The organism is Streptomyces sp. NPDC028711, assembly GCF_055565415.1.
This window is the reverse complement of record NZ_JBVHUJ010000002.1, coordinates 1-25,021: the sequence shown is the minus strand read 5'-3', so window position 1 is coordinate 25,021 and position 25,021 is coordinate 1. Positions and strand designations below refer to the sequence as shown.

Below are 25,021 nucleotides of genomic sequence, written 5' to 3'. Positions count from 1 at the left end.
ACAAGTATGCACTAGTGCAATGGAGTACGCAATGAGCACCGCCGCCGACACGTACACGAGGACCGACCGGACCGTGCCCACCCGCTCCCGGGAACGCGCCTCGTACGACAAGGCACTGGTCCACTCGATACTCGACGAGGCGTACGTCTGCCATCTCGGTTTCGTCCGCGACGGCGCCCCGGTCGTCCTGCCGACGCTCTTCGCCCGCGTCGGCGAACGCCTCTACGTGCACGGCTCCACCGGCTCGCGGCCGCTGCGCGCCACCGGCGACGGCGTGGCGGCCCCCGGACTTCCCGTGTGCCTGACGGTGACCCATGTCGACGGCCTCGTCCTCGCGCGCTCCGCTTTCCACCATTCCCTCAACTACCGCTCGGTCGTGGTGCACGGCACCGCCCACCAGGTCACCGACGCGGAGGAGCTCCGTATGGCTCTCGACGCGCTCGTCGACCACGTCGTCCCGGGTCGCTCCGCCGACTCGCGTCCCGCGAATGCCAAGGAGCTCGCCGCCACGGCGGTGATCCGGCTCGACCTGGACGAGGTCTCGGCGAAGGTCCGCACGGGCGGCCCGAACGACGACCCCGAGGACCGGGCGCTCCCCCACTGGTCCGGCGTCGTCCCGGTGGGCCCGGCCCACGGCACACCGGTCCCGGCCGACGACCTCGACCCGACGGTCGCCCTGCCGGACTACCTGACCGCGCTCTGAGCAGATCTGAGCAGATCTGAGAAAACGGAGGAGAGGGGTGGGCCGGGCGGGGAAGACAGCCCGCCCGGCCCTGAAGCCGCCTACACGGCCACAGCCTCCCGCCTCCGTTCGGCCGCCGCCGTCCGCGCCTCGGAGCAGGCCAGGCCCGTGACGGCCGCGAGCAACAGCAGCGTGCCGAACACGATGGCCGCGGTCAGCCGCTCACCGAGCAGCGAGACGGCGATCACGGCCGCGCTCACCGGCTCGAGGAGCATGATCACGGAGACGGTGGCGGCCCGGACGACCGCCGCGCCCGCGAAGTACAGCGCGTACGCGAGCGCGGTCGGTACGGCCGCCACGTACACGACGAGAAGGAGCACGCTCATGGGCGCGTCGGTGTGCGGTACGAGTCCCTCGGCGAGCGCCACGGGCAGCAGCCCGACCGCGCCGATCGCAAAGGCCCAGGTGGTGGTGGCCAGGGCGTCCGTACGGCCACCGCCACGGCCCAGCCGTCGGGTGAGCAGCGTGATGGCCGCGTATCCGGCCGCCGAGACGACCGCGAGGACGACGCCCAGCGGACGTACCTCCGTGGACCCGCCGCCCAGGACGAGGACGACGAGCCCGGCGAGCGCCCCGATGACGGCGGTGACGCCGCCGCGGCCGAGGCGTTCGCCCATGGTGAGCCGGGCGCCGACCGCGATGAGCACGGGTCCGGCGCCCAGGGTGACGACGGTCCCGACCGCGAGCCCGGTGGCCTGGACGGCGGCGAAGTAGGCGCTCTGGAAGACGGTGAGGCCGATCCCGGTACCGAGGATGCGGAGGGTCCGCCGGCGGCGCGGTTCCACGGTCGTCGGGGCGGCGGCGCGCCGGGACCGCAGGGCCAGTGCGCCGAGCAGCAGGACGAGGCCGCCGACGCAGCGCCAGAAGGAGAGGGCGAGGGGGCCCATGTCGCTGATGCGGAAGATCAGCGAGGCGGCGGCGCCGGCCGTGCCCCAGGCGATCCCGGCGACGATCAGATAGAGGAGGCTCCGCCCGACGGACAGGGCGGATTCCGATGAGTTCGACACGTGACTTCTCCGTGGAAGACAGGAGGGAAAGGTGGTCGCTCGGCTCCGCGCGCGGGCAGCGACGAACCGCTCGGGGGCGAGGAGTCGCCCGGCCGAGCCCGGTCTTCGTCGAGGAGAGTCTCCGCGCGCGCTAGGCGGCGGGAGGCGGAAGGACGGTCGAATGCATGAGCGGCACCCTACGGCGCCGTCCGCCCGGCGGCCAACTCCGGCCCCCGCCCGGCATCCCCGGAACCACCAGCCACATCCCCACCAGAACCACCGGCGGCCCCGACCGCACCGGAGCCACCAGAACCACCGGCGGCCCCGACCGCACCGGAGCCACCGGAGCCACCGGCCGCATCCCCACCAGAACCACCGTCCGCTCCGCCCCCACCGGAGCCATCAGCCACATGGGACCCACCCGCCACAGGGTCGGCCGCGGACGCCTTCGGCGTCGAGGACTGAGCGATGAAGGCACCGATCAGCACCACCGCGCCACCGATGATCTGCGGCGGGTCGAGGTGCTCGCCGAGCAGCACCCAGGCGAGGACGGTCGCGATGACGGCCTCAAGGCAGGCCACGACGCCCGCGACCTGCGGGGAGAGTCGGCGTACCGAGACGACGCCGGTGACGTAGGCGAGCACGGTGGCGATCAGCACGATCCACCCGAGCAGCAGCCACGCGGGCACGTCGCTGCCGTCCATGTCGGCGCTGCCGCCGAGGAGCGCCCAGTCCATGCCCCACGGGCGGGCGATCACGGTCAGGACCACCGTGCCGATGAGCAGCCCGTACGCGATGACGCCGAGTGGGTCGGCCTGCCCGTCCTCGTCGGAGCCCTGGTCGGAGAGGACGAAGTAGCCGACCTGGCAGCACGCGGCGGCGAGCGCCAGGAGCAGACCGACGAGGTCGAAGGTGAGCCCGGACCAGATCTGGACGACGCAGGCGAGGCCGCCGACGGCGAGGACGACGCCGAGGGCGGCGGCGCGGGTGACGGGCCGGCGCTGGACGAAGCGGACCCAGCCGAGGACGAGGGCCGGGGCGAGGTACTCGATGAGGAGGGCGACGCCGACGGGGATGCGGGAGATCGAGGCGAAGTAGAAGGCCTGGACACCGGCGACGGCGAGCAGGCCGAAGCCCACGAGGAGAGCGGGTTTGCGGCGCAGGAGGTCCCGGTGGCGCCAGGCCACCGGAAGCATGACGAGCGCGGCGCCGGCGACCCGGAGCCACACCACATGGAGCGGGTCGAGTCCCGCCTCGATGAGCGGCTTGGCCGCCACTCCCGAACCACCGAATGCGAAGGCCGAGGCCAGGGCGAGTCCCAGGCCGGCGCTTCTCCCCTGAGACGCGTGCATCGGGCCATGATGACAGGGCTCGGTCAGGCGCGTAACCCCCGTTACACCTGTTGAGACGGCTCGCCGATCCGTGCGACCAGCGCGGCCGGGTCGACGCCCGCCCGGCGCAGCACCTCCACGGCCCGGCTCTCGGGATCCGCGGCGATGACGGCCAGCAGATCGAGGCCGCGCGCCTGGCTGTCACCGCGGCCCGCGGCCCGCCGGAAGGCCTCCTCCAACGCGGCGGCCGCGGCAGGCGACCAGCCGGCTGCCCGGGGATCCTGGGGCTCGGCCGTACGGACGGCGGGCAGTCGGCGCCCGGCGTCCGAGTCCTCGACCGAGCGCTGCCAGCGCAGGCCGTAGCCGATGGACCGCTGGACGAGGTAGCCGAGGACCCGGGCGAGCTGGTGGCCGCCCTCGAACGCGGCGCCGGCCTCGGGGTCGGACTCCAGGAGGGAGTGCAGCAGGTGCGCGGTGTCGATCTGGCGGTCCCCGTCCCTGAGGGCTCTGCGGCGCGCACCCGTCACGACCGTCATGAGGGACGGCGTCAGGAGAGGCGTGAGCTCCGCGCGCGGGGCGGCGGGCTGCCGGAGTGACTGGGGAAGCGGGACGGGACGGTGCACCCTCCCACCTCATCAGGCTCGCGCCGCCGGAACATCGCCAGGGAGAAGCATGTCCGCATCCCACCGGAGTTGGGCACGCGCGCGCGGTTCCTCCTCCTTACGGATGAGATCGCGCGCGTTGCACCCACGGAGCGCGCGCCGCCTTGCTCTGCGCCCCCGATGCAACCACAGGCCCTTCCCCGTACGTCTTCCGGTTGTGTTCTGGATGGTGGCCCTGCTCGCGCTCGACGGGCGGCAGTACGTCTACCGGGTGTACGCGCCCCGGGAGGCGCTGCCGGCCGATCTGTTCTGGGCTGCGTTCCACTGCCACGAGGAGGACGGGGGGCCCCGCGCCTCCGACAGCTTCGACGCGGCCGAGATCTGGTGGATCGGCGACAGCGCGGGGCCGGCCGCCGCAGAACTGACGGTTCATCAGTATTGAATGTTCACGCCCGTCCCGCTACGTTCCGCGACACCGAAACCCAGCGGGCACGCATGAAGGGGTGGCCTCATGGCCGAAGTCACCGCGGAGGCACGGATCGAGGCACCGAGCGAGAAGGTCTGGGCGCGGCTCATGGACTTCTCCTCGTACGGCGAGTGGAACGCCACCCACACCGGCTTCCCCGACGGCGGCCCGACGGCCTTGGAGGCGGGCGCCACCTTCACGGAGAACATGAAGCTGATGGGCTTCCCCGCCGAGGTGCTCTGGACTGTCGAGGAGCTGGAGCCGGAGCGCGCCTTCGCCATCAAGGGCAAGGGACCGATGGGCGTCCTCGTCACCACGCGCTACTCGCTGGCGGCGGACGGCGACGCGACGAGCGTACGGATCGACGGCGAGTTCACGGGAGCGGCGGTCTCCCTGATGGCGGGCAAGCTCAAGGACTCGGCGACGGCGGCCCTGACCGAGTCACTGCGGAAGCTCTCGGAACTGGTCACCTGACGAGAGCAGCGGTTCCGCGCCCGGCAGCACACGAACGCCGTCGCGCACACACCGAAGGGCCCCGTGGCACGCGCCACGGGGCCCTTCGTCCCATCCGGTCCGCACGGGCACCGGTCAGTCCTCGTCGGCCAGGATCAGGTACAGCTTCTTGCGCGCCTCGTTGATCACGCCGACCGCCTTCTGCCGCTGCTCGGGGGTACCGGTCTTCCAGACCTGCCCGAACGCCTCCATCAGACCGAATCCGGCCTGTCGGACCTCGTTCAGGGCCTCCCAGTCGACCCCGCGCCCGGCCTCCTCCCACGGAGCCTCGGGACCGGCCTCGGCCTCGGCGCGCCCGGTGTCGGTGAGCGTGAACAGCTTCTTGCCGCCCTCGCTCTCGCTGGTGATCAGCCCCTCGTCCTCCAGCATCTGGAGGGTCGGGTACACCGAGCCGGGACTGGGCTTCCACGCCCCGTCGCTGCGCTCGCCGATCTCCCGGATCATCTCGTAGCCGTGCATCGGGCGGTCCTTGAGGAGCGCCAGGATCGAGGCCCGCACGTCGCCGCGCCGCGCCCTCCCCCGGCCGCCACCGCCACCGTGACCGCGACCGCCGCCGAAGGGCCCGCCCCGGAAGGGTCCACCGCCGAAGCCCGGCCCGAAGGGGCCGAACGCGGCACGCCGTCCCTCGAAGTCACCACGAGGCCCGGGGCCGAAGCCTCCGCGCTCGGCTCCGTGTCCGTTTCCGCACTCGTGTCCATGTGAACGCATCGCAACGCTCCTTCCATCGAGATCCCATCGCTGAACTGTCGCGATGCCTCAACGATATATCGGAACTGTTCACCGAGCAAGCAATCCGACCGAACGACTCCGGGCGCGGTCGACGTGGTCGCGGACAGGCTCCCCATCGCACTCAGGCCGAGACCCGCCTCTCTCAGCCGACCGGCACCGACGTGCCGAGACCTCCTGCTGGCACCGACATGCCGAGGCCGACATGCAGAGGCCGACGTGCAAGCCGACCGCCTCCTCGTCACCGTCCGTCCCGTTCGTCGTGGCCTCCGCATCCGCCTCAGTACGGCCCCCTCCACCAGGTCCAGTTCTCCACGATTGGCCTTGGCCCCCGGAAATCAGCTCCCGGTACGGTCGCCGGCATGCGCATCAGAATCGTCGACGCCTTCACCGACCGGCCCTTCTCCGGCAACCCCGCAGGAGTCCTGCTCCTCGACTCCTTCCCGGACGACGCCTGGCTGCAGCAGGTCGCCGCGGAGGTCAACCTCTCCGAGACGGCCTTCGCCCACCCTCTGCCCGCCGGCGGTGAGGCCGACTGGGCCCTCCGCTGGTTCACTCCCACCACCGAGGTCGACATGTGCGGCCACGCCACACTGGCCACGGCCCACGTCCTGCACTCCACGGGCGCGGCGACCGGCGCCGTCCGCTTCGCGGCCCGCTGCGGCGTCCTCGGCGCCACGGCCGAGTCCGACGGCACGATCACGATGGACTTCCCGACCTCCTCCCTCACGCCCGTCCCCGTACCGGACGGCCTGGAGAAGGCACTGGGCGCCGAGGTCCTCGCCGTCCACGACACGGCCGACCACGTCGGCGACCTCGTCGTCGAGCTGCGCGACGAACCCACCGTGCGGGGGCTCGCGCCGGACTTCGCCGCCCTCAAGGGCCTCTCGTCGCGCGGTGTCATCGCGACCGCCGCGGCCGAACTCCCGGAGCACGCCTACGACTTCGTCTCCCGCGGCTTCTTCCCCGCCGTCGGCATCGACGAGGACCCGGTGACCGGCAGCGCCCACACCGCGCTCGCCCCGTACTGGTCGGCCCGCTTCGGCCGCGACGACCTCGTCGGCTTCCAGGGCGGCGCCCGTACGGGCATCGTCCGCACCCGCCTGCGCGGCGAGCGCACCCTGCTGAACGGCCACGCGGTCACGGTCATCGAGGGCGACCTGCACGCCTGACCCACACCGGCACGCGGAGAAGCACAGAACCGCGCGGCCACGCCCAGAGCGCACACACAAGAGGGGCGTACGGAGATCTCCGTACGCCCCTCCCCCGCACACGTCACACCGTGGGCAGCCACCCCACCTTGCCCGCGAGCAGCCCGTATCCGACGAAGGCCACGATGTCGAGCAGCGCGTGCGCCACGACCAGCGGACCGACCCGGCCCCAGCGCCGGTACAACAGGGCGAAGACGACGCCCATCACCACATTGCCGAGGAAGCCGCCGATGCCCTGGTAGAGGTGGTACGAGCCGCGCAGCACCGAACTCGCCCCCAGCGCGGCCATCGGGGACCACCCCAGCTGATCGAGCCTGCGCAGCAGATAGCCCACGACGATGACCTCCTCGAGGACGGAGTTCTGGATCGCCGAGAGGATCAGCACCGGGTACTTCCACCACACGTCGGGCAGCGACTCGGGAACCACCGTGAGGTTGAACCCGCTCGCCCGCGCCGCGAGATAGAAGGCGAGTCCCGCGCTCCCGATCCCCGCCGCGACCAGCGCGCCGCGCCCGAGGTCGAACCACTGCCGGGTCCGGTCGAAGCCGATGGCCCGCAGCCCCGATCCCTCGCGCAGCAGCAGATGGGCGACGAGGAGTACCGGCACGAGGGCGGTGGCGATGCCGAAGAGCTGCCAGGACAGGTCGAGCCACGGCCGCCCCGGCGCGTACGAGCCGTTGAGCGTCGCCGCCTGCTCCTTCAGCGCCCCGGGCTTGGTCAGCGAGCCGACGAAGCTGATGAGGGACGACACCGCGCTGGCCCCGAGGGAGAGCGCGAGCACGATGAGCGTCTCGGAGCGCAGTACCCGGCGGGGCGGACCGCCGGACGGCAGGGAAGCGTCACTCACTCGTTGCTCCGACACCACACCTGTCCCCACTTCCCGGTCGCCGACGGACGCCGCCGCGGCGGCCCGACCACTTTGTCATGATCAGCCGCCGCCCCGCCCACGCCCCCTGGCCCAAAGGCCGAGCCACCGACGTGGAGAGCGCTCAGTCGAAGCCCACCAGCAGGCCGACGGGCGCTCAGTCGATGCCCACCAGCAGGAACGGCGGGCGCTCAGTCGAAGCCCACCGGCCACGTGTGTACCGGCTCGCCCGCGTGCATCAGCGTCCGGTAGCGGCGGGTCGTCGCCGCCAGCGCCGCCTCGCGGTCGAGGCCCGATTCCAGGGCCCGGTGGAAGGTGTCGGCCTGCCAGGAGGCGCCGTTCACCCGCCGCAGACAGCGCTGCTCGATCACCCCGAGGTAGAAGTCCCGGTCGGCGGGCTCGATGTGCCAGGCGTCGAGCCCGGCGGCGGCGAGCGGCAGCAGCTCGTCGAGGACGAGCCGTACCGCCGGAACGGTCGCGATGCCGCCCGCGCGACCCGAGCGGGGCCAGCGCAGCTCCGCCTCGATGCCGTGGCGGCAGGCCGTGGCGAAGTTGGCCTCGGCGTCCTCGAAGGTCATGCGCTTCCAGACCGGCCGGGGGTCGTCGGCGAGCGAGCGTACGAGCCCGTAGTAGAAGGCCGCGTTGGCGATGACGTCGGTGACGGTGGGCCCGGCCGGCAGCACCCGGTTCTCGACGCGCAGGTGCGGGACGCCGTCGACCCAGCCGTACACGGGCCGGTTCCAGCGGTAGACCGTGCCGTTGTGCAGGACGAGCTCGTGGAGGCGCGGCACCCCGCCCTCGTCGAGGACGAGCAGCGGGTCCTCCTCGTCGCAGATCGGCAGCAGGGCCGGGAAGTAGCGGAGGTTCTCCTCGAAGAGGTCGTACACCGAGTCCACCCACCGCTCCCCGAACCAGGTGCGCGGCCGGACGCCCTGGGACTGCAGCTCGGGCGGGCGGGTGTCGGTGGCCTGAAGGAAGAGCGGCGGCCTGGACTCGCGCCACAGCTCACGGCCGAACACGAAGGGCGCGTTGGCGCCGAGCGCGATCTGGACGCCCGCCACCGCCTGAGACGCGTTCCACACGGCCGCGAACCGGGCCGGCGTCACCTGGAGGTGCAGCTGGACGGAGGTGCAGGCCGCCTCGGGCACGATCGACTCCGAGGTGGCGAGGAGTCGTTCCACGCCGTGGATGTCGAGCGTGAAGTCCTCGCCGCGGGCGGCGAGTATCTGGTCGTTGAGGAGCGTGTAGCGGTCGGCGGCCGACAGGTTCTCGAAGACCAGGTCGTCCTGCGTGAGCGTGGGAAGTATTCCGATCATGACGACACCGGCGTCGAGTTCGGCGGCCATGCGGTCGGCATATCCGATCCCGGTTCCGATCTCCTCGGCGAGCCGGTCGAATACGCGCCCGTCGAGCTGGTGGGGCGCGATGTTCACTTCGAGATTGAACATTCCGAGTTCCGTCTGGAAATCAGGGCTGGCGATCTTTTCGAGAACCGGCCCGTTGAGCATGCGGGGCAGCCCGTCGGCACCGGCGAGATTGAGTTCGATCTCCACGCCCATGAGATTGCGGGGCCGGTCGAACCGCTTCTCCGCCAGGAGCCTCGCCAGTCCCGCGAGACACTGCTGGAGCTTTCTCCGGTACTGCTGCCGGTCGGACGGGCCGAACCCGTCGGCCACGACCTTCTCCCCCATCGAAGCGTCCCTCCCCGAGCGGGCAGCCGCCACGGCGGCCGCGTGTCACGGACGATGATGCCCACCCCGCTGATCCACAACGCCTGCGGAAGAGGGGCGTCGGAGGATAGGCTGGATGCAGCACCCCAACAGCACATCCCGAAGGCACGGACAATCGACATATACCAATGTCCTATTGTCTTGGAACTCGGGGTCGACATTCAGCCGTCCAACTCCCCGAGGAATACGCAGGTGAGGGCGGCGCCACCAGATGATTCCGCTTCTGCGGCCCAGGTTTTACGGCCTGATGACGCCTTGTCAGGAATATCGGCGACGTCTAGCGGAAACACTCCGTGAACACGTGTCGTATAAACTCCGCGGACGAGGCAGAGTGTTGGCGCCCGGCCATGGCCCGATTGGCCCTCCTCTGGCCCCGCCGCCGACAGCGCCGTCGTACCTGCCCACGCGTCACCGTGTCTCCTGAGTGAGAGGCGACCCACCATGCTCCGACCCTCCCCGGCCCCTGCGCCGGCCCTCCGCAGCGTCCTCGCGGCCCTCGGCTCACCGACTGCCGTCCACGAGGCGCGAACCCCCGCGCTGCGGGCCGCGCAGGGACCACTGAGCCCCGAACTCCCCCTGCCCGTACACGTCCTGGGCGTCGCCGGAGCACCGGGGCAGGCGCCCCGGATCCGGCTCGCCGGCTGGCGTTTCCTGATCAGGAGCGGGGGCCGGGCGATCGCCGCCGCGGACACCATGCTCACCCCCGACGGCTGGTCCTTCTCGCACTTCTTCGAGGGCCCGTACGTCACCGCCACCGAGCGCGCGCTCCTCCAGGCCGAGGCGCTGCCCGTCCCGTACCAGCCGCGACTGCTGTCCGTACCGGAGCTGTACATGCAGACCCTCTGGCTGCACGCCGACCCGGAGGCGGACGGCGCCACCGCCGCCTTGGCCGCGGCCGACCTGTTGGTGCCGCTCGCCCCCGCGCCGCCGGGGATCGCGGCCCACCGCGCCTACCAGATCACCGACCTCCTGCCCGTGCTCAGTACGCGTCTCGCGCCGCCGCCCCTCATGGGCTCGCCGGCGCCCGCCTGATCCACCGCACGCGCACCGCCGCCCCGTGACCCGTCCGGGTCACGGGGCGCACTGCTGTCCGACGGGCCCGTACGAACACTCCGCCCGAACACCCCTCCCGGACGGACTAGCCCGCTGGGACCACCCCGAACCATCCGAAGGGACGGTGCAGTTGACCTGAACCGCCCCTGCGGGTGATGCGTCTTCCCAGGAAAGGACGAGCTGCCGCGAAATCCCTGCGGAAGCGCGTCCATGGGGCAAGACTGGGACCGGAACCGAACCGACCGGACGGGGGCGGCGATGAGCGCGAACAGCCGCAGGACATCCACCACGACGCAGCGAAAGAACCCACCCATGTGCCAGCACCAGCCTGCCTGTCCCACCGCCGACTCCGCCGACCGGGAGGCGGCCCGACTGACGGCACACCACCCGGAGCAGGGCTGGAGCCTGCTGTGCAACGGCGTCCTGCTCTTCGAGGACACCGGCGAACTGCTGCCGGACGGGCAGATCATCGACCCGCACCGGCCGCTGACGACGGGACAGGTGACGACCGCCGCCTGAGGACGGCGGCCGTCATCGTACGAGGGACGCGCGGGAAACACCGAGGGCCGGCCCGGAGAGACTCTCCGAACCGGCCCTCACGTCATGCGACGTGCTCTCAGTGGTCGTACTCGTCCAGCGGCGGGCAGGAGCAGACCAGGTTCCGGTCACCGAAGGCACCGTCGATACGACGGACCGGCGGCCAGTACTTGTCGGCGGCCGAGACCCCGGCCGGGAAGACCGCCTCGTCCCGCGTGTACGCGTGGTTCCACTCGCCGCCCAGCGCCGCCGCCGTGTGCGGGGCGTTGTGCAGCGGGTTGTCATCGGCGGGCCACTGGCCCGAGGCGACCTTCTCGATCTCGGTCCGGATCGCGATCATGGTGTCGCAGAAACGGTCCAGCTCGGTCAGGTCCTCGGACTCGGTCGGCTCGATCATCAGCGTGCCGGCCACCGGGAACGACATCGTCGGCGCGTGGAAGCCGTAGTCGATGAGGCGCTTCGCGATGTCGTCGACCGTGACGCCCGTCGCCTTCGACAGCGGGCGCAGGTCCACGATGCACTCGTGGGCGACAAGGCCGGCCGGGCCGGTGTAGAGCACCGGGAAGTGCGGCTCGAGGCGCTTGGCGATGTAGTTCGCCGCGAGGACGGCGACCTGGGTGGCGCGCTTGAGGCCCTCGCCGCCCATCAGACGCACGTACGACCACGAGATCGGCAGGATGCCGGCGGAGCCCCACGGGGCGGCCGAGATCGGACCGACACCGGTCTCCGGGCCCGCGGCGGGCTGGAGCGGGTGGTTCGGGAGGTAGGGGGCGAGGTGGGCGCGCACGCCGACGGGGCCGACGCCCGGACCGCCACCGCCGTGCGGGATGCAGAAGGTCTTGTGCAGGTTCAGGTGCGAGACGTCGCCGCCGAAGTGTCCCGGCTTGGCCAGGCCGACGAGCGCGTTGAGGTTGGCGCCGTCCACGTACACCTGGCCACCGGCCTCGTGCACCTCGGCGCAGATGTCGGCGACGTGCTCCTCGAAGACGCCGTGCGTCGACGGGTAGGTGATCATCAGGACGGACAGCTCGTCGCGGTACTGCGCGATCTTGGCGCGCAGGTCCTCGACGTCGACCTCGCCGTCGTCGGCAGTCTTGACGACGACGACCTTCATGCCGGCCATCACCGCGGAGGCGGCGTTGGTGCCGTGCGCGGAGGACGGGATGAGGCAGACCGTGCGCTGCTCGTCGCCGTTGGCGCGGTGGTAGGCGCGGACGGCGAGGAGGCCGGCCAGCTCGCCCTGCGAACCGGCGTTGGGCTGGATCGACACCTTGTCGTAGCCGGTGACCTCGGCGAGGCGCTCCTCGAGCTCGGTGATGAGCGTGAGGTAGCCCTGCGCCTGCTCGACCGGGGCGAAGGGGTGGATCTGACCGAACTCGGGCCAGGTCACCGCCTCCATCTCGGTCGTCGCGTTCAGCTTCATGGTGCAGGAGCCGAGCGGGATCATGCCGCGGTCGAGCGCGTAGTCACGGTCCGCGAGCTTGCGCAGGTAGCGCAGCATCGAGGTCTCGGAGCGGTGTGCGTGGAAGACCGGGTGGGTCATGTACGCGTCGGAGCGCAGCAGAGCCTCGGGCAGCGTGTCCTCGGCCGTGGCGTCGAGCGCCTCGACATCGGCCGTGACGCCGAAGGCGGCCCACACGGCGGCGAGCTGCTCGCGGGTGGTGGTCTCGTCGCAGGACATGGACACGTGGTCGGCGTCGACGCGGTAGAGGTTGACGCCGGCCTCGCGTGCGGCGGCCACGACCTCGTCGGCCCTGCCGGGCACGCGCGCGGTGAGGGTGTCGAAGAAGGCGCCCTGGGTGAGCTCCACGCCCCCGGCCGTCAGACCGGCTGCGAGGATCGCGGCGTACCGGTGGGTGCGGCGCGCGATGCCCTTGAGGCCCTCGGGGCCGTGGTAGACGGCGTACATGCCGGCCATGACGGCGAGCAGCACCTGAGCGGTACAGATGTTGCTGGTGGCCTTCTCGCGGCGGATGTGCTGCTCGCGGGTCTGCAGGGCGAGGCGGTACGCGCGGTTGCCGTCGGCGTCGACGGAGACACCCACCAGACGACCGGGCAGGGAGCGGGCGTGCTTGTCCTGGACGGCCATGTAGCCGGCGTGGGGACCGCCGAAGCCCATGGGCACACCGAACCGCTGCGTCGTTCCCACCGCGATGTCCGCGCCCAGCTCGCCGGGCGAGGTGAGCAGGGTGAGCGCGAGCAGGTCGGCGGCGACGGTGACGATCGCGCCGAGCTCGTGGGCGGCGTCGATCAGCGGCTTGATGTCGCGGACGGCGCCGGAGGCACCCGGGTACTGCACGAGCACGCCGAAGACACCGCGCTCGGCGACCTCGGCGGGAATGCCCTCGCTCAGGTCGGCGACGACGACCTCGACACCGGTCGGCTCGGCGCGGGTCTCGATGACGGCGATCGTCTGCGGGAGGGCGTCGGCGTCGACGAGGAAGACACCGTTCTTGACCTTGCCGACACGGCGGGACAGCGACATCGCCTCGGCGGCGGCCGTGCCCTCGTCGAGCAGGGAGGCACCGGAGGTGGGCAGTCCGGTCAGGTCGGCGACGACCGTCTGGAAGTTCAGCAGGGCCTCGAGGCGCCCCTGCGAGATCTCCGGCTGGTACGGCGTGTACGCGGTGTACCAGGCCGGGTTCTCCATCACGTTCCGCAGGATCACCGGCGGGGTGAAGGTCCCGTAGTAGCCGAGACCGATCATGGGCGCGAGGACCTGGTTGCGGTCGGCGAGCGTACGCAGCTCGGCGAGGACCTCGGCCTCCGTGCGCGCGGCCGGCAGGCCCAGCGCCTCGGTGTTCTTGATGACGTCCGGCACCGCGGCGGCCGTGAGCTCGTCGAGGGAGCCGTAGCCGACCTGGGCGAGCATCTTGGCGCGCGCCTCGGCGTCGGGCCCGATGTGCCGCTGCTCGAACGGGATGCCCTGTTCGAGTTCGGAGAGCGGAATGCGGTTGACGGTCATGTGCGGAGGCCTCCTGGTCGTCACGACCTGCGAGGGGCACCACGGCGCGGGTACCCGGACGGCCTCCCCCTCTGTCATCTCAACCTGAGAGTTTCACCGGCACGCCTCGCGGCACGCCGGCTTTCACCGTCGGTGAGAGCGCATGCCGTCGGACACCGCTCTGCTTTCCAGAGTGACCTCGTCCGCGCGGTACAGGGGCCTGAGAGATTCCGGGGAGGATTTGCTCCTTCGGCGCCCTCCGGAAGATTTCTCCGGGGGACTCTCCCGCACGGGGTCGACAGCCACAGCCAGCCTACCAGCGCGGTTACGGCTCCTGTCGCTCAAGTGGCCGACATCCCAGATGTGCACTTTCGTAGGGGTAGAGCAGTTGCGACCAGTTGGAGGGACCGTGCAGACCGACATCGATCCGCGCAGCCTGATCGGCCGCAAGGCGTTCGACCGTGATGGACACAAGATCGGAACCGTCGACGAGGTGTACCTGGACGACGCGACCGGCATACCGGAGTGGGCGGCGGTCCGCACCGGCCTCTTCAGCCGGGACGCCTTCGTCCCCCTGGACCCGAGCGAACTCCTCGACGACGGACTCCACATCCCGTACGAGCGGGCCCTCATCAAGGACGCCCCCGACTTCGGCGTGGGCCGCCACCTCTCCCCCGAACAGGAACTCCAGCTCTACCGCCACTACAGCCTGACGCTCCCCCCACCCCCCTCGGACGCCCCGGACACGGACTTCGGCCGCCTGGCAGGCCAGTAGCCCCCCAGCGCCGCCCACCCCTCCGCCGGCCGCCGGCGGCGCGGGCCCCCGGCAAGGACGACCGCATCCGCGCACCGACCCGCCACGGCCTGCACGGGCCGGGCCCCCGTCCCGGCCCCCACGCCGTCACCCGTCCCCGGCACCACCCCGCACCAACGGCAACGCCTCCCCCGGCGCCAGCTCCGGATCGTCCACCGCGAAGGTCCGCACGCGCCCCGGCTCCGACCACGGCACCTCGAACCGCACCGTGACCCGCCCGACCCCACTGCCCTGGACCCACCCCGCCCCGTACACGGCGTGATGTACGTCATGTCCCGGCGCCCAGTGCCGCTCCGCGGTCACCGGAGCGTCGGGCTCGGTCGCGCCGGAGTCCTCGGCCGCGGCCTCGGCGGCATCCGCCTCACCCCCGGCCGCGCTCTCCGCCTCCGCCTGCGCGAACAGGTCCTCCTGCGTGTAGTCCGCGAGCCCACTGACCCCGACGCCCAGCAGCCGCACGCCTCCCGTCGTGTCCACCGCGTCGAGCAGCCGCCCCGCCGCCTCCCGCACCACGCCGGGGTCGTCCGTGGGCCCCCGGAGCGTCTCGGACCGGGTCAGGGTCGAGAAGTCGTACCGCCGCACCTTGAGCACGATCGTCCGCCCCGAGTGCCCCGAGGTCCGCAGCCGCCCCACGCACCGCTCCGCGAGCCGCTCCACCTCGGTCCTGATCCGCACACGGTCGTGGAGGTCCACGTCGAAGGTGTCCTCGACCGACACCGACTTGGCGTCCCGCTCGGCCACCACGGGCCGATCGTCGTACCCCCGGGCCATCCGGTACAGGGAGGTCCCGTGCGCCCGCCCGAGGAGCCGTACGAGCTCGTCCTCGCCCGCCTCCGCGAGGTCGGACACCGTGGTCATGCCGGCCCGCCGCAGATGCTCCCCGGTCGCCGGACCGACACCCGGCAGGATCCGTACGGAACGCGGCCCGAGGAGTTCCCGCTCGGTACCGGGTTCGATCAGCACCAGCCCGTCGGGCTTGGCCTCCTCGGAGGCGATCTTCGCGATCATCTTGGAGCCCGCGAGCCCCACCGACCCCGTCAGGCCCGTCGTCGCGAGGATGTCGCCCCGCAGCCGCTCCCCTGCGGAGCGGGCGCTCGCGCTGTCGTCGGCGATCCCCCCGGCCTCCAGGTCGACGAAGGCCTCGTCGAGGCTGAGCGGCTCCACCAGCGGGGAGAGCCGTCCGAGCAGCTCCATGACCTGCTCGCTGATCGACCGGTAGAAGGCGAAGCGGGGGACGAGGTAGGCCGCGTTCGGCGCGAGCCGTCGCGCCTGACCCATGGGCATGGCCGAGTGCACTCCGAACCTGCGTGCCTCGTACGAGGCGGTGGCGACGACCCCGCGTGGCCCCAGACCGCCGACGACCACGGGTTTTCCGCGCAGGCTGGGCTTCGCCGCCTGCTCGGCGGCGGCGAAGAACGCATCCATGTCGAGATGCAGGATCGTCGGCGCGGCTCTCACGCCTCCGATGCTGCCCTACGCCACTGACAACGCCGCCACACCACCGCGCGCCGCGAGGGTCGCCCGGGCCTGCGGACGAACCTCAGACCGCCTTGTCGCGCCGCCGTCTCGCCAGCTCGTCCCCCGGGTTGTGTCCCACGAGCGTCTCGCCCGTGTCGACCCGCTCCCCGTGCAGCTGCGAGAGCGCCGACTCGACGTCCCGCCACACCACACCCACGGCGATGCCGAAGACACCCTGCCCGCCCTGGAGGAGATCGACGACCTCGTCGGGCGAGGAGCACTCGTACACCGTGGCCCCGTCGCTCATGAGCGTCATCCGCTCCAGGTCCCGGAATCCCCGGGCGCGCAGGTGCTGCACGGCGGCCCGGATGTTCTGGAGGGCCACCCCGGTGTCGAGGAAACGCTTGACGATCTTCAACACGACCACGTCGCGGAAGCTGTAGAGCCGCTGTGTCCCCGACCCGTACGCGGGACGTACGCTCGGCTCCACGAGCCCCGTACGCGCCCAATAGTCCAGCTGGCGATAGGTGATCCCGGCCGCCGCGCAAGCCGTCGGGCCTCGATAGCCGACCACCTCGCCGGCCGCGCCCGGCCCCGTACCGCCCGGTCCGGTGCCCGCACCGGCGTCCGTACCGAAGTCGCCCACACTGCCGTGAAGCGGATACGGACCGCTCTCTCCGGACGCGCGTCCGAGCGAGCTCCCTGCCGTACCGTCCGCGCTGCTCATCACGCCGACCCTCCGTCCTTGACCTGCCCACACGAAGGTAGGCAGTCACCCGGGGTGCGTCAACGATCGCCACACTCGGCACGCCGAGTGATAATCACCCTGAGAGTGGTTTGCCGTGTCTCTCCCCGGGGAAAGGCTACTCGAATGCCCTGACGGCACCCCGCGAACGGCCCGCGGCCGCGTCGCTCAGCGTCACTGACTGTTGGTCCCGAAGTCCTCCGGTGAGATCTGGTCGAGGAACTCGCGGAACTTCTCCACCTCGTCCTCCTGCTCGTCCGGAATCGCGATACCGGCGTCGTCCAGGACACCGTCACTGCCGTAGATCGGCGTCCCTGTCCGCAGGGCCAGTGCTATCGCGTCCGACGGCCGCGCACTCACCTCGACGCCGCTGGCGAAGACCAGCTCGGCGTAGAAGACCCCGTCACGCAGATCCGTGATGCGGACTTCGGTGAGTTCCTGCCCCACGGCCTCCAGCACGTCCTTGAACAGGTCGTGCGTCAGCGGCCGCGGCGGGGCCATCCCCTGCTGGGCGAAGGCGATAGCGGTCGCCTCACCCGGTCCGATCCAGATGGGGAGGTACCGATCGCCTCCCACTTCACGCAGGAGCACGATCGGCTGGTTGGAGGGCATTTCCACCCGGACACCCACAACGTCGAGCTCGTTCACACAGCAACCCTAGGACGTGCTCGACCGGTTTGGATAGTCGGGCCCTCCCAAGGCCGCCGCCGAGCTCACTGGAGACGGATCCCCAGAGCCGTCTGTACGAGGGCCGCGTGCAGCCGCACCGACTGCGCGGCGAGCTCCTGGGCGGTGGCCTCCGCATGTGCTCTGGTCTGCGGATTGCGGTGCCGGCGCAGCGGCGCGACGACCTGTTCGATCAACCCGGCCTCCCGGTCGGCGGCCGCCTTGACGGCCCTCAGATGCCGGGGTTCCAGACCGAATCTCCCCAGATCCGCGACAAGCCTCGCGACGGTCACGGTCTCGGGGTCGTAGCCGCCGTTCTCCGTCTCGGAGATCAGACCGTACGACTCCCACTCGACGAGCTCGGCCTCGGAGACCTCGGCGGCGGCCAGCAGCTCCGCCCGCCCGATCCGCGCGGCGGTGGGCGGCTCCGCGTCCTGCTCCCAGGCCCCTTCGACCAGGTCACGCCGGCGCCCGGGGGCCGGAAGCCTGATCTCCTCCCCCCTGGCGAGGGCGTCGAGGTGCTCACGGATGACCTTCAGCGGAAGGTAGTGGTCCCGCTGCATCCGCAGGATCTGAGCGAGCCGCTCCACGTCCTGCGGGCTGAACTTCCGGTACCCGGAGGCCGTACGCCGGGGCTCCACGAGCCCCTCGGCCTCCAGGAACCGGATCTTGGAGATGGTCACTTCGGGAAATTCGTCGCGCAGCCGGCTCAGCACCGTGCCGATGCTGACCAGCCTGTCGCCCGCGGTGGGGGCGCCGGCATCGGCGCCGCCCGTCGGTGTTCGCAGCATGGACCTTCCCTGAAGGCTTCTCCGAGGCGTCACACGCCCCGCTGGCTCGAGTAGAAGACCAGCCGGTACTTGCCGATCTGCACCTCGTCGCCGTTGGACAGAACGACCGATTCGATCGGTTCACGGTTGACGTACGTGCCGTTCAGACTGCCGACATCGGACACGGTGAAGCTGCCGTCCTGACCCCGCCGGAACTCGACATGGCGCCGGGAGACCGTGAAGTCGTCCAGGAAGATGTCGCTCTGGGGGTGACGGCCGGCCGTCGTCAGTTCGCCGTCCAGCAGGAACCGGCTGCCGGAGTTCGGCCCACGGCGCACCACGAGCAGCGCGGAACCCAGAGGCAGTGCCTCCACGGCCGCCAGCGCCTCAGGAGAGAGGGAGGGCAGCTGGGTCTGACCGGTGACCTCCGACTCGTAGGCCTCAAGACCCGAGATGGAGATCGTGGACGTCGTCTCCGAAGCACGCTCGGCGGCGACCCCGCCCCGCAGCGGCGTACCGCAGTGGGAGCAGAAGCGACTGTCGGCCGCGTTGCGGTGACCGCACCTCGTACACACCGGCATGGACGCATCCTCCTGCCGCGGCTGCCCCGCCGAGGTCTGTGTCGCATACGGATCGGAGGCAAACCCTCCACCCGTACTTGAGGTTGATGGTTCTCCGAAACCTATGCGGGCAGCACCGGCGGGGTCAACAGACGACGCGCCGGGCGCGCCCGGAATGTCACCGCCCTGGCCGCCGACCTCGTCGCGGAACAGCGGGCGCTCGCCGCCCTGCTCCTCGCTCTGGGCATGGCGCGACGCGCGATGCCTGGCGTTGCCGCCGTCCTCGCGTGCGCTCTTGCCGAACAACTTCGCAAACAACTTCACGGGCGATTCCCCTTGACCGAAACAGACCCGCCCGTGGGGCAGGACGAACCGAGATCCATCACACCTGCCGACCCGGACACCTTCACAACGTCCGTATCCTCCGGACAGTTTCCACCACGCACCACCGTTGTGGTGCGCCGACCCCCCGCAACGTCGTGCCCATGTCGCGGGACCCCCCTCGTCCCCCTCTCACTGCGAGGACGACTGAGCGTAGTCAGGCCGCTTCGCGGGTCGCAAGGCGTCGACGACGATCTTCGCCGACCGCTCCACCGTGGCTGTGGCCTGCTCCTTCTCCAGGGTCTGGACGACACCGCCGGGGATGTTGAGCGCGGGCTCGAGATCCTCCGGCTTGCCGATGACCTTGAAGACGTACGGAGCGGCCACCTTCGTTCCATCGATCCGCATGTCTTCACCGCTACCGGTGAAATAACTGTCCGCGACCACCCGCACACCGTTGACCTGGATCGCCTCGGCGCCCGCGGCGCGCAGCTCCTGGATGGCGTCGAGCAGCATGTCCGACTCGACGGCCCCGGTGGGGTCGCCGACGGTGAGCGTGATGCCCGGGCCCTCGGCGGCGACCGTACCGGCCAGGATCCCGAGCTGCTGCTCCTTCTCCTGGGTCTGCCTCCGCGCCTCCTCGGCCTGGTCCGAGCTGGACTCCAGCTCGGTGCGCTGCTTCTCGAGGCGGGCCTTCTCGTCCTCGAGGCGCTGGGTACGGTCGTCGAGCTCGTCGAGGATGCGCACCAGGTCCTCCTGGCGCGCCCCGCGCAGCGCGCTGTTGTCACTGGTCGAGGAGACCTGGATGGCCAGGCCGAGACCGAGGACGAACAGCAGCAGCGCGACGACGAGTTGAGCGCGGGTCACCCGGGGCGGCCAAAGGGCGGAGACCAGCCTCCGCCGCCCACTCGGCTCCGCGACGGGCGACGGGCCGGCCACGACGGCCGCCTCGGGCACCTCGGAGGCCTCGGAGGCCTCGGAGGCCACGACATCCGCACGCGGCTGCTCGGACGGCAGAGGCTCGGAGCGCGCAGGCTCAGGCTTCGCGCCGCCGGGGATCTCGGACTTCCCGGCCTCGGGCCTCTCGGCCTCGCGCTTCTCGGGCTGCTCGGGGTTCTCGCGGTTCTGCGGGTTCTCGGGGTTCTGCGGGTTCTCGCTCATCGGCGTCACGCCCGGAAGACGTGGCGCCGGATGGCAGCCGCGTTGGAGAAGATCCGGATACCGAGCACGACGACCACACCCGTCGACAGCTGCGCGCCGACGCCGAGCTTGTCACCGAGGAAGACGATCAGCGCGGCCACCACCACGTTGGACAGGAAGGAGACCACGAAGACCTTGTCGACGAAGATGCCGTCGAGCATGGCCCGCAGTCCGCCGAAGACCGCGTCGAGAGCGGCGACCACGGCGATCGGAAGATAGGGCTCGACCACCGCCGGAACCTCGGGGCGGACCAACAGTCCGACCACGACTCCGACGATCAGGCCCAGTACGGCGATCACGATGTGCCCTTCCCTGTGTCGGCCGTGGCCCGACCGGAAGGCGTCGCGGCCCCGGCCCCCCTCGGCTCTGCGGTACGTACGGTCAGGCTCGGCGCGGCCGGCAGGCGTACGTCGCCCTCGGCCGAGATACCGCTCCTGATCCCGAAGTTCTCCACCAGCGCGTGCAGGTACTGCCCGTCGGCGCTGTCCTGGAACGCGGTGCTCAGCCTCTGCCCGTCCCCGATCGCGAGGACGGTGTACGGCGGCACCAGCGGCTTGTTGTCGACCAGTATGGCGTCGCCGGCCGCCCGGATCGCGGACAGCGATGTCAGCCGCTGCCCGTTGATGGCGACCGCCTCGGCGCCCGACTCCCAAAGACCGTTGATCACGCGCTGCATGTCCCGGTCACGCACCCGGCCGGTGTCGGCGAAACCGCTGCTCTCCCGCGGCCCGCCGCCTCCGGTGTCGGTGCCCTTGGCGTCGTCGACGACGAGCTTCACGCCGGGACCGTGCACCGGCGTCGCGCCCGAGAGCAGTGCCACGAGCTCGCCCTGGTCGCCGCCGTGCTGCTCCAGCGCCTGCCGCTGACGTTCGCCGACCTCGCTACGGATCCGCTCGACGTCCTGCTCCAGCTGGTCGGCCGTCGACGTCTCCGCCTCGATCCGGTCGATCAGTTCCTGCCGTTCCTTGGCGACGACCGGCGCGGAGATCCGCGCCTCGGCCGCTCCCACGGTCACCACGGCGGCAGCGAGCAGCAGGCCCGCGGCGACACCGAGCTTGGCCCGCAGACTACGGGGCAGCCCGCCGCCCTCGGCCGCGCGCCGGGCGGTCGCCTCGGCGTAGCCGTCGTCGAGCGCGTGGTCGATCACGTTGTTCAGCAGCGACATGGACGCGTCCGGGCGCGGCGGCGGTGATCCGGTGCTCCGAACGGGGGGCTGCTGCGACATGCCGCACATCGTCGCACGTCGCACGACCTACCGCCGAATGGCCCCTCCGACAGGCGGGGAGGCACCCCGTGGGGCGCCTCCCCGCCGTACGACCCGTGCCGCCGGCTACCCGGCGCTGTCGACCACCGCGGCCCACTCGTCGAGCAGGGCCTGCGCCGAGGCGTCGTCGGGACCCTCCGCCCACAGATGGGTGACGGCCTCCGCCGGGTCGGGCAACACCATCACCCATCGGCCGTCGGCCTCGACGACCCGCACACCGTCGGTGGTGTCCACGGAGCGGTTCCCCGCCGCCTCCACCACCCGCCGCATCACCAGACCCTTGACGGCCCACGGCGTCGCGATGTCCTTCTTGAGGACGTGCGCCCGCGGGATCCGCGCGTCGATCTGGCTCAGGGTGAGCTGCGTCCGCGCGACGAGACCGATCAGCCGGACGAAGGCGGCGGCACCGTCGAAGACGCTACTGAACTCGGGCACGATAAACCCGCCGCGCCCGTCGCCGCCGAAGATCGTCGACTCCTCGCGTCCGACCCGGGTGAGGTCGTCGGGCGAAGTCGTCGTCCACTCCACCTGTGTGCCGTGGTAGGCGGCGACCTGCTCGGCGATCCGCGTGGTGGTCACCGGCAGCGCCACCCGCCCCGAGCGCCGCTCGGCCGCCACGAGATCCAGCATCACCAGGAGCGCCCGGTCGTCCTCGATGATGCGCCCCCGCTCGTCGACGAGCGAGAGCCGTTCGCCGACGGGGTCGAACCGCACGCCGAACGCCGCTCGTGCCGAGGCCACGATCTCCCCGAGCCGCACGAGCCCGGCCCGCCGGCTCTCGGCCGACTCGGTGGGTCTGGACTCGTCGAGCCCGGGGTTGATGGTCAGCGAGTCGACCTGGAGCCGCCCCAGCAGGCTGGGCAGCACGAGCCCGGCACTCCCGTTGGAGGCGTCCACGACGACCTTCAGACCGGCTTCCGCGATCCCGGAGGTATCGACGTTCCGCAGCAGCGAGCCGGTGTACGAGTCGAAGACGCTCGCCGGGAAGGAGAGGTCACCGATCTCCCCGGGGAAGGCCCGCCGGTACTCCTGGCGGGCGAAGACGCGGTCCAGCTTCCGCTGCCCGCCCTGGGAGAGATCCGCTCCGCGTTCGTCGAAGAACATGATGTCCACGGAGTCGGGCACCCCGGGCGAGGTCCGCACCATGATTCCGCCGGCGCTTCCCCGCGCGGTCTGCTGCCGCGCCACCGGCAGCGGTACGTTCTCCAGGTCCCGTACGTCGATCGCACTGGCCTGCAGCGCCGAGATCACCGCCCGCTTGAGCGCTCGCGCACCCCGGGAGTGGTCACGCGCCGTGGTGACGGTCGCCCCCTTCTTGAGGGTCGTGGCGTACGCCCCCGCGAGTCGGACGGCCAGCTCGGGGGTGATCTCGACATTGAGGATGCCGGAGACCCCTCGGGCACCGAAGAGGTGGGCCTGCCCGCGGGACTCCCAGATGACCGAGGTGTTGACGAAGGCGCCGGCCTCGATCGTCTTGAACGGATAGACCCGCACGTTGCCCTGCACAATCGATTCCTCACCGACCATGCACTCGTCGCCGATGACGGCGCCGTCCTCGATCCGGGCCGCCCGCATGATGTCGGTGTTCTTGCCGATCACACAGCCGCGCAGATTGCTCTGCTGACCGATGTAGACGTTGTCGTGCACGACGGCCTTGTGCAGGAAGGCACCGCTCTTGACGACCACGTTCGACCCGACGACGGTGTGCTCACGGATCTCGGCGCCGGCCTCGACCTTGGCGTAGTCGCCGATGTAGAGCGGCCCGCGCAGCACCGCGTCGGGATGCACCTCGGCACCTTCGGCGACCCAGACACCCGGAGAGATCTCGAATCCGTCGACGTCGACCTGGACCTTGCCCTCCAGGACGTCGGCCTGTGCCTTCACATAGCTCTCATGGGTGCCGACGTCCTCCCAGTAGCCCTCGGCGACATAGCCGTAGATCGGCTTGCCCTCCTTCATGAGCTGCGGGAAGACATCACCCGACCAGTCGACCGGAACATCCGCCTCGACGTAGTCGAAGACCTCGGGCTCCATCACGTAGATGCCCGTGTTCACGGTGTCCGAGAAGACCTGCCCCCAGGTGGGTTTCTCCAGGAAGCGCTCGACCTTTCCCTCTTCGTCGACGATCGTGATGCCGAATTCCAGAGGATTCGGTACCCGGGTGAGACAGACCGTGACGAGGGCGCCCTTCTCCTTGTGGAAGGCGATGAGATCAGTGAGGTCGAAATCGGTGAGCGCGTCCCCGGAAATGACGAGGAAGGCGTCGTCCTTCAACGCTTCCTCGGCGTTCTTCACACTGCCCGCTGTACCGAGTGGCTTCTCCTCGTTGGCATACGTGAGCTCCATGCCGAGCTCCTCGCCGTCGCCGAAGTAGTTCCTGACGAGTGAGGCGAGAAACTGCACGGTCACGACGGTCTCGTTGAGACCGTGCCTCTTGAGCAGTCGTAGGACGTGCTCCATGATCGGCCGGTTCACCACCGGCAGTAGAGGCTTGGGCATGCTCGAGGTCATGGGGCGAAGGCGGGTTCCTTCGCCACCGGCCATCACGACGGCCTTCATGTCGGAAGCGTCCTCCTTGAAGAGACGACGGTCCTGCCGACTTCGCCTGTCCGCTAGCCCTCGGACATCCTCGTTGTTGCCGGCGGCGTTGCTCGGCACAGGACGGACGGGCTCAATCGGCCTCGGTATCCGCCTTCACGAGTCGGCGGACCTGGACCACGTAGAGGATCCCTGCCCACCAATACAGAGTTGTACCCCATCCGGCGAAGGCCCATCCGAAAACTTCAGCGAGTGACGATAGCCAGCCCGTTCCGTCACTGAGAAGCAGCAACGGGAACGCGTACATCAAGTTGAAAGTCGCAGCTTTGCCGAGGAAGTTCACCTGCGGCGGCGGGTAGCCGTGCCGGCGGAGGATTCCCACCATGACGAGCAGCATGGCCTCGCGCGCCAGAAGGGCGGCGGTCAGCCACCAGGGCAGGATCTCGCGCCAGGTGAGTCCCACGAGAGTGGACAGGATGTACAACCGGTCGGCGGCGGGATCGAGCAGCCGGCCGAGCCTGCTGATCTGATTCCAGCGCCGGGCCAGCTTGCCGTCGAGATAGTCGCTGACGCCGCTGAGCATCAGGACGAGAAGCGCCCAGACGTCACTATTGGGCCCGCCGAACTCCGGCCGGAGAATCAGCCACAGAAACAGCGGCACGCCGACGAGGCGAGCCATGCTGAGAATGTTGGGGATGGTGAGGACCCGGTCGGTCTGAACGCGGGTCTCCTGGACCTCCACCCGGGGGCCTCCTGCTGGGAACGTACGGACGATGCCCCCTGACCTTACCCTCAGCCACCACACCCCGGAGCACAGGGGGCGCTTCCGGCCCCAGAACGCAAAAATGCCTCAACCCCCGGACAGAGTCCGGGGGTTGAGGCTAAAAATTGTTCGGCGGCGTCCTACTCTCCCACAGGGTCCCCCCTGCAGTACCATCGGCGCTGAAAGGCTTAGCTTCCGGGTTCGGAATGTAACCGGGCG

Annotated in this window: 24 protein-coding genes, 1 rRNA gene and 1 riboswitch; of the genes, 7 read left to right on the top strand and 18 right to left on the bottom strand. The window is 70.7% G+C overall.

Features of this window, described 5'->3' with window-relative positions; translation table 11 throughout:
- The first annotated feature begins 31 nt into the window (after positions 1 to 31).
- The gene (locus ACZ4VK_RS05920) at positions 32 to 703 is read left to right on the top strand and encodes a pyridoxamine 5'-phosphate oxidase family protein (protein ID WP_468348939.1); all 672 of its coding nucleotides are present in this window, start codon (positions 32 to 34) and stop codon (positions 701 to 703) included.
- 80 nt (positions 704 to 783) lie between these two features.
- On the opposite strand, the gene ACZ4VK_RS05915 is transcribed toward ACZ4VK_RS05920, so the two are convergent.
- The 3 genes from ACZ4VK_RS05915 to ACZ4VK_RS05905 form a co-directional block, all read right to left on the bottom strand.
- Positions 784 to 1,749: a DMT family transporter gene (locus ACZ4VK_RS05915; RefSeq protein ID WP_468348937.1), complete on the bottom strand. Its 966-nt coding sequence runs from the start codon at positions 1,747 to 1,749 to the stop codon at positions 784 to 786.
- A 176-nt stretch (positions 1,750 to 1,925) separates the two neighbouring features.
- Positions 1,926 to 3,080, bottom strand: coding sequence for an EamA family transporter (locus tag ACZ4VK_RS05910; RefSeq protein ID WP_468348935.1), 1,155 nt, complete (start codon positions 3,078 to 3,080; stop codon positions 1,926 to 1,928).
- A gap of 41 nt (positions 3,081 to 3,121) precedes the next feature.
- Entirely contained in the window at positions 3,122 to 3,595 is a 474-nt protein-coding gene (locus ACZ4VK_RS05905; RefSeq protein ID WP_468348933.1) for a Clp protease N-terminal domain-containing protein, read from the bottom strand.
- Positions 3,596 to 3,878: 283 nt separating this feature from the next.
- On the opposite strand from ACZ4VK_RS05905, the gene ACZ4VK_RS05900 reads away from it, so the two are divergent.
- Entirely contained in the window at positions 3,879 to 4,103 is a 225-nt protein-coding gene (locus ACZ4VK_RS05900) for a hypothetical protein (RefSeq protein ID WP_468348931.1), read from the top strand.
- A gap of 69 nt (positions 4,104 to 4,172) precedes the next feature.
- Positions 4,173 to 4,601, top strand: a complete 429-nt coding sequence (locus ACZ4VK_RS05895; RefSeq protein WP_468348929.1) for a type II toxin-antitoxin system Rv0910 family toxin — start codon at positions 4,173 to 4,175, stop codon at positions 4,599 to 4,601.
- Positions 4,602 to 4,715: 114 nt separating this feature from the next.
- Here the strand turns inward: ACZ4VK_RS05895 and ACZ4VK_RS05890 are convergent, their stop codons facing one another.
- Positions 4,716 to 5,348 (bottom strand): PadR family transcriptional regulator, encoded by a 633-nt coding sequence (locus ACZ4VK_RS05890; RefSeq protein WP_468348927.1) that lies wholly within the window; start codon positions 5,346 to 5,348, stop codon positions 4,716 to 4,718.
- Between the two features lie 380 nt (positions 5,349 to 5,728).
- On the opposite strand from ACZ4VK_RS05890, the gene ACZ4VK_RS05885 reads away from it, so the two are divergent.
- The gene (locus ACZ4VK_RS05885) at positions 5,729 to 6,538 is read left to right on the top strand and encodes a PhzF family phenazine biosynthesis protein (RefSeq protein WP_468348925.1); all 810 of its coding nucleotides are present in this window, start codon (positions 5,729 to 5,731) and stop codon (positions 6,536 to 6,538) included.
- Positions 6,539 to 6,641: 103 nt separating this feature from the next.
- Here the strand turns inward: ACZ4VK_RS05885 and ACZ4VK_RS05880 are convergent, their stop codons facing one another.
- Together ACZ4VK_RS05880 and ACZ4VK_RS05875 are read right to left on the bottom strand one after the other, a co-directional pair.
- The gene (locus ACZ4VK_RS05880) at positions 6,642 to 7,424 is read right to left on the bottom strand and encodes a CPBP family intramembrane glutamic endopeptidase (RefSeq protein ID WP_468348923.1); all 783 of its coding nucleotides are present in this window, start codon (positions 7,422 to 7,424) and stop codon (positions 6,642 to 6,644) included.
- 209 nt (positions 7,425 to 7,633) lie between these two features.
- Positions 7,634 to 9,133, bottom strand: coding sequence for a glutamate-cysteine ligase family protein (locus ACZ4VK_RS05875; RefSeq protein WP_468348921.1), 1,500 nt, complete (start codon positions 9,131 to 9,133; stop codon positions 7,634 to 7,636).
- Between the two features lie 480 nt (positions 9,134 to 9,613).
- Between ACZ4VK_RS05875 and ACZ4VK_RS05870 the strand changes: the two genes are divergently transcribed.
- Positions 9,614 to 10,204, top strand: a complete 591-nt coding sequence (locus ACZ4VK_RS05870) for a hypothetical protein (protein ID WP_468348919.1) — start codon at positions 9,614 to 9,616, stop codon at positions 10,202 to 10,204.
- 333 nt (positions 10,205 to 10,537) lie between these two features.
- The gene (locus ACZ4VK_RS05865) at positions 10,538 to 10,744 is read left to right on the top strand and encodes a DUF5999 family protein (protein ID WP_468348917.1); all 207 of its coding nucleotides are present in this window, start codon (positions 10,538 to 10,540) and stop codon (positions 10,742 to 10,744) included.
- A 97-nt stretch (positions 10,745 to 10,841) separates the two neighbouring features.
- On the opposite strand, the gene gcvP is transcribed toward ACZ4VK_RS05865, so the two are convergent.
- On the bottom strand, positions 10,842 to 13,727 hold the full coding sequence (gene gcvP, locus ACZ4VK_RS05860; RefSeq protein WP_468348915.1) for an aminomethyl-transferring glycine dehydrogenase: 2,886 nt from the start codon (positions 13,725 to 13,727) through the stop codon (positions 10,842 to 10,844).
- Between the two features lie 177 nt (positions 13,728 to 13,904).
- Positions 13,905 to 14,004: riboswitch (glycine riboswitch) on the bottom strand.
- Between the two features lie 63 nt (positions 14,005 to 14,067).
- On the opposite strand from gcvP, the gene ACZ4VK_RS05855 reads away from it, so the two are divergent.
- A complete protein-coding gene (locus ACZ4VK_RS05855; protein ID WP_389682842.1) occupies positions 14,068 to 14,481 on the top strand; it encodes a PRC-barrel domain-containing protein in 414 nt (137 codons plus the stop codon).
- A gap of 126 nt (positions 14,482 to 14,607) precedes the next feature.
- On the opposite strand, the gene ACZ4VK_RS05850 is transcribed toward ACZ4VK_RS05855, so the two are convergent.
- The 11 genes from ACZ4VK_RS05850 to rrf form a co-directional block, all read right to left on the bottom strand.
- On the bottom strand, positions 14,608 to 15,975 hold the full coding sequence (locus ACZ4VK_RS05850; RefSeq protein ID WP_468348913.1) for a DNA polymerase IV: 1,368 nt from the start codon (positions 15,973 to 15,975) through the stop codon (positions 14,608 to 14,610).
- An 82-nt stretch (positions 15,976 to 16,057) separates the two neighbouring features.
- The gene (gene bldO / locus ACZ4VK_RS05845) at positions 16,058 to 16,702 is read right to left on the bottom strand and encodes a whiB transcriptional repressor BldO (protein WP_468348911.1); all 645 of its coding nucleotides are present in this window, start codon (positions 16,700 to 16,702) and stop codon (positions 16,058 to 16,060) included.
- A gap of 192 nt (positions 16,703 to 16,894) precedes the next feature.
- Positions 16,895 to 17,368: a bifunctional nuclease family protein gene (locus tag ACZ4VK_RS05840; protein WP_015032172.1), complete on the bottom strand. Its 474-nt coding sequence runs from the start codon at positions 17,366 to 17,368 to the stop codon at positions 16,895 to 16,897.
- 65 nt (positions 17,369 to 17,433) lie between these two features.
- The gene (ftsR, locus tag ACZ4VK_RS05835) at positions 17,434 to 18,177 is read right to left on the bottom strand and encodes a transcriptional regulator FtsR (RefSeq protein WP_468348909.1); all 744 of its coding nucleotides are present in this window, start codon (positions 18,175 to 18,177) and stop codon (positions 17,434 to 17,436) included.
- A gap of 29 nt (positions 18,178 to 18,206) precedes the next feature.
- A complete protein-coding gene (locus ACZ4VK_RS05830) occupies positions 18,207 to 19,148 on the bottom strand; it encodes an FHA domain-containing protein (RefSeq protein WP_468350762.1) in 942 nt (313 codons plus the stop codon).
- 81 nt (positions 19,149 to 19,229) lie between these two features.
- The gene (locus ACZ4VK_RS05825; protein WP_468348907.1) at positions 19,230 to 20,198 is read right to left on the bottom strand and encodes a DUF881 domain-containing protein; all 969 of its coding nucleotides are present in this window, start codon (positions 20,196 to 20,198) and stop codon (positions 19,230 to 19,232) included.
- Positions 20,199 to 20,203: 5 nt separating this feature from the next.
- Entirely contained in the window at positions 20,204 to 20,536 is a 333-nt protein-coding gene (locus ACZ4VK_RS05820; RefSeq protein ID WP_015032176.1) for a small basic family protein, read from the bottom strand.
- On the bottom strand, positions 20,533 to 21,462 hold the full coding sequence (locus ACZ4VK_RS05815) for a DUF881 domain-containing protein (RefSeq protein WP_468348905.1): 930 nt from the start codon (positions 21,460 to 21,462) through the stop codon (positions 20,533 to 20,535). The genes ACZ4VK_RS05820 and ACZ4VK_RS05815 overlap by 4 nt, the downstream gene beginning before the upstream one ends.
- Positions 21,463 to 21,567: 105 nt before the next feature.
- On the bottom strand, positions 21,568 to 24,060 hold the full coding sequence (locus tag ACZ4VK_RS05810) for a sugar phosphate nucleotidyltransferase (protein ID WP_468348903.1): 2,493 nt from the start codon (positions 24,058 to 24,060) through the stop codon (positions 21,568 to 21,570).
- 112 nt (positions 24,061 to 24,172) lie between these two features.
- Complete coding sequence (locus ACZ4VK_RS05805) at positions 24,173 to 24,781, bottom strand: CDP-alcohol phosphatidyltransferase family protein (RefSeq protein WP_468348901.1); 609 nt, start codon at positions 24,779 to 24,781, stop codon at positions 24,173 to 24,175.
- A 148-nt stretch (positions 24,782 to 24,929) separates the two neighbouring features.
- Positions 24,930 to 25,021: ribosomal RNA gene (gene rrf, locus ACZ4VK_RS05800) — 5S ribosomal RNA — on the bottom strand; the annotation flags it as partial.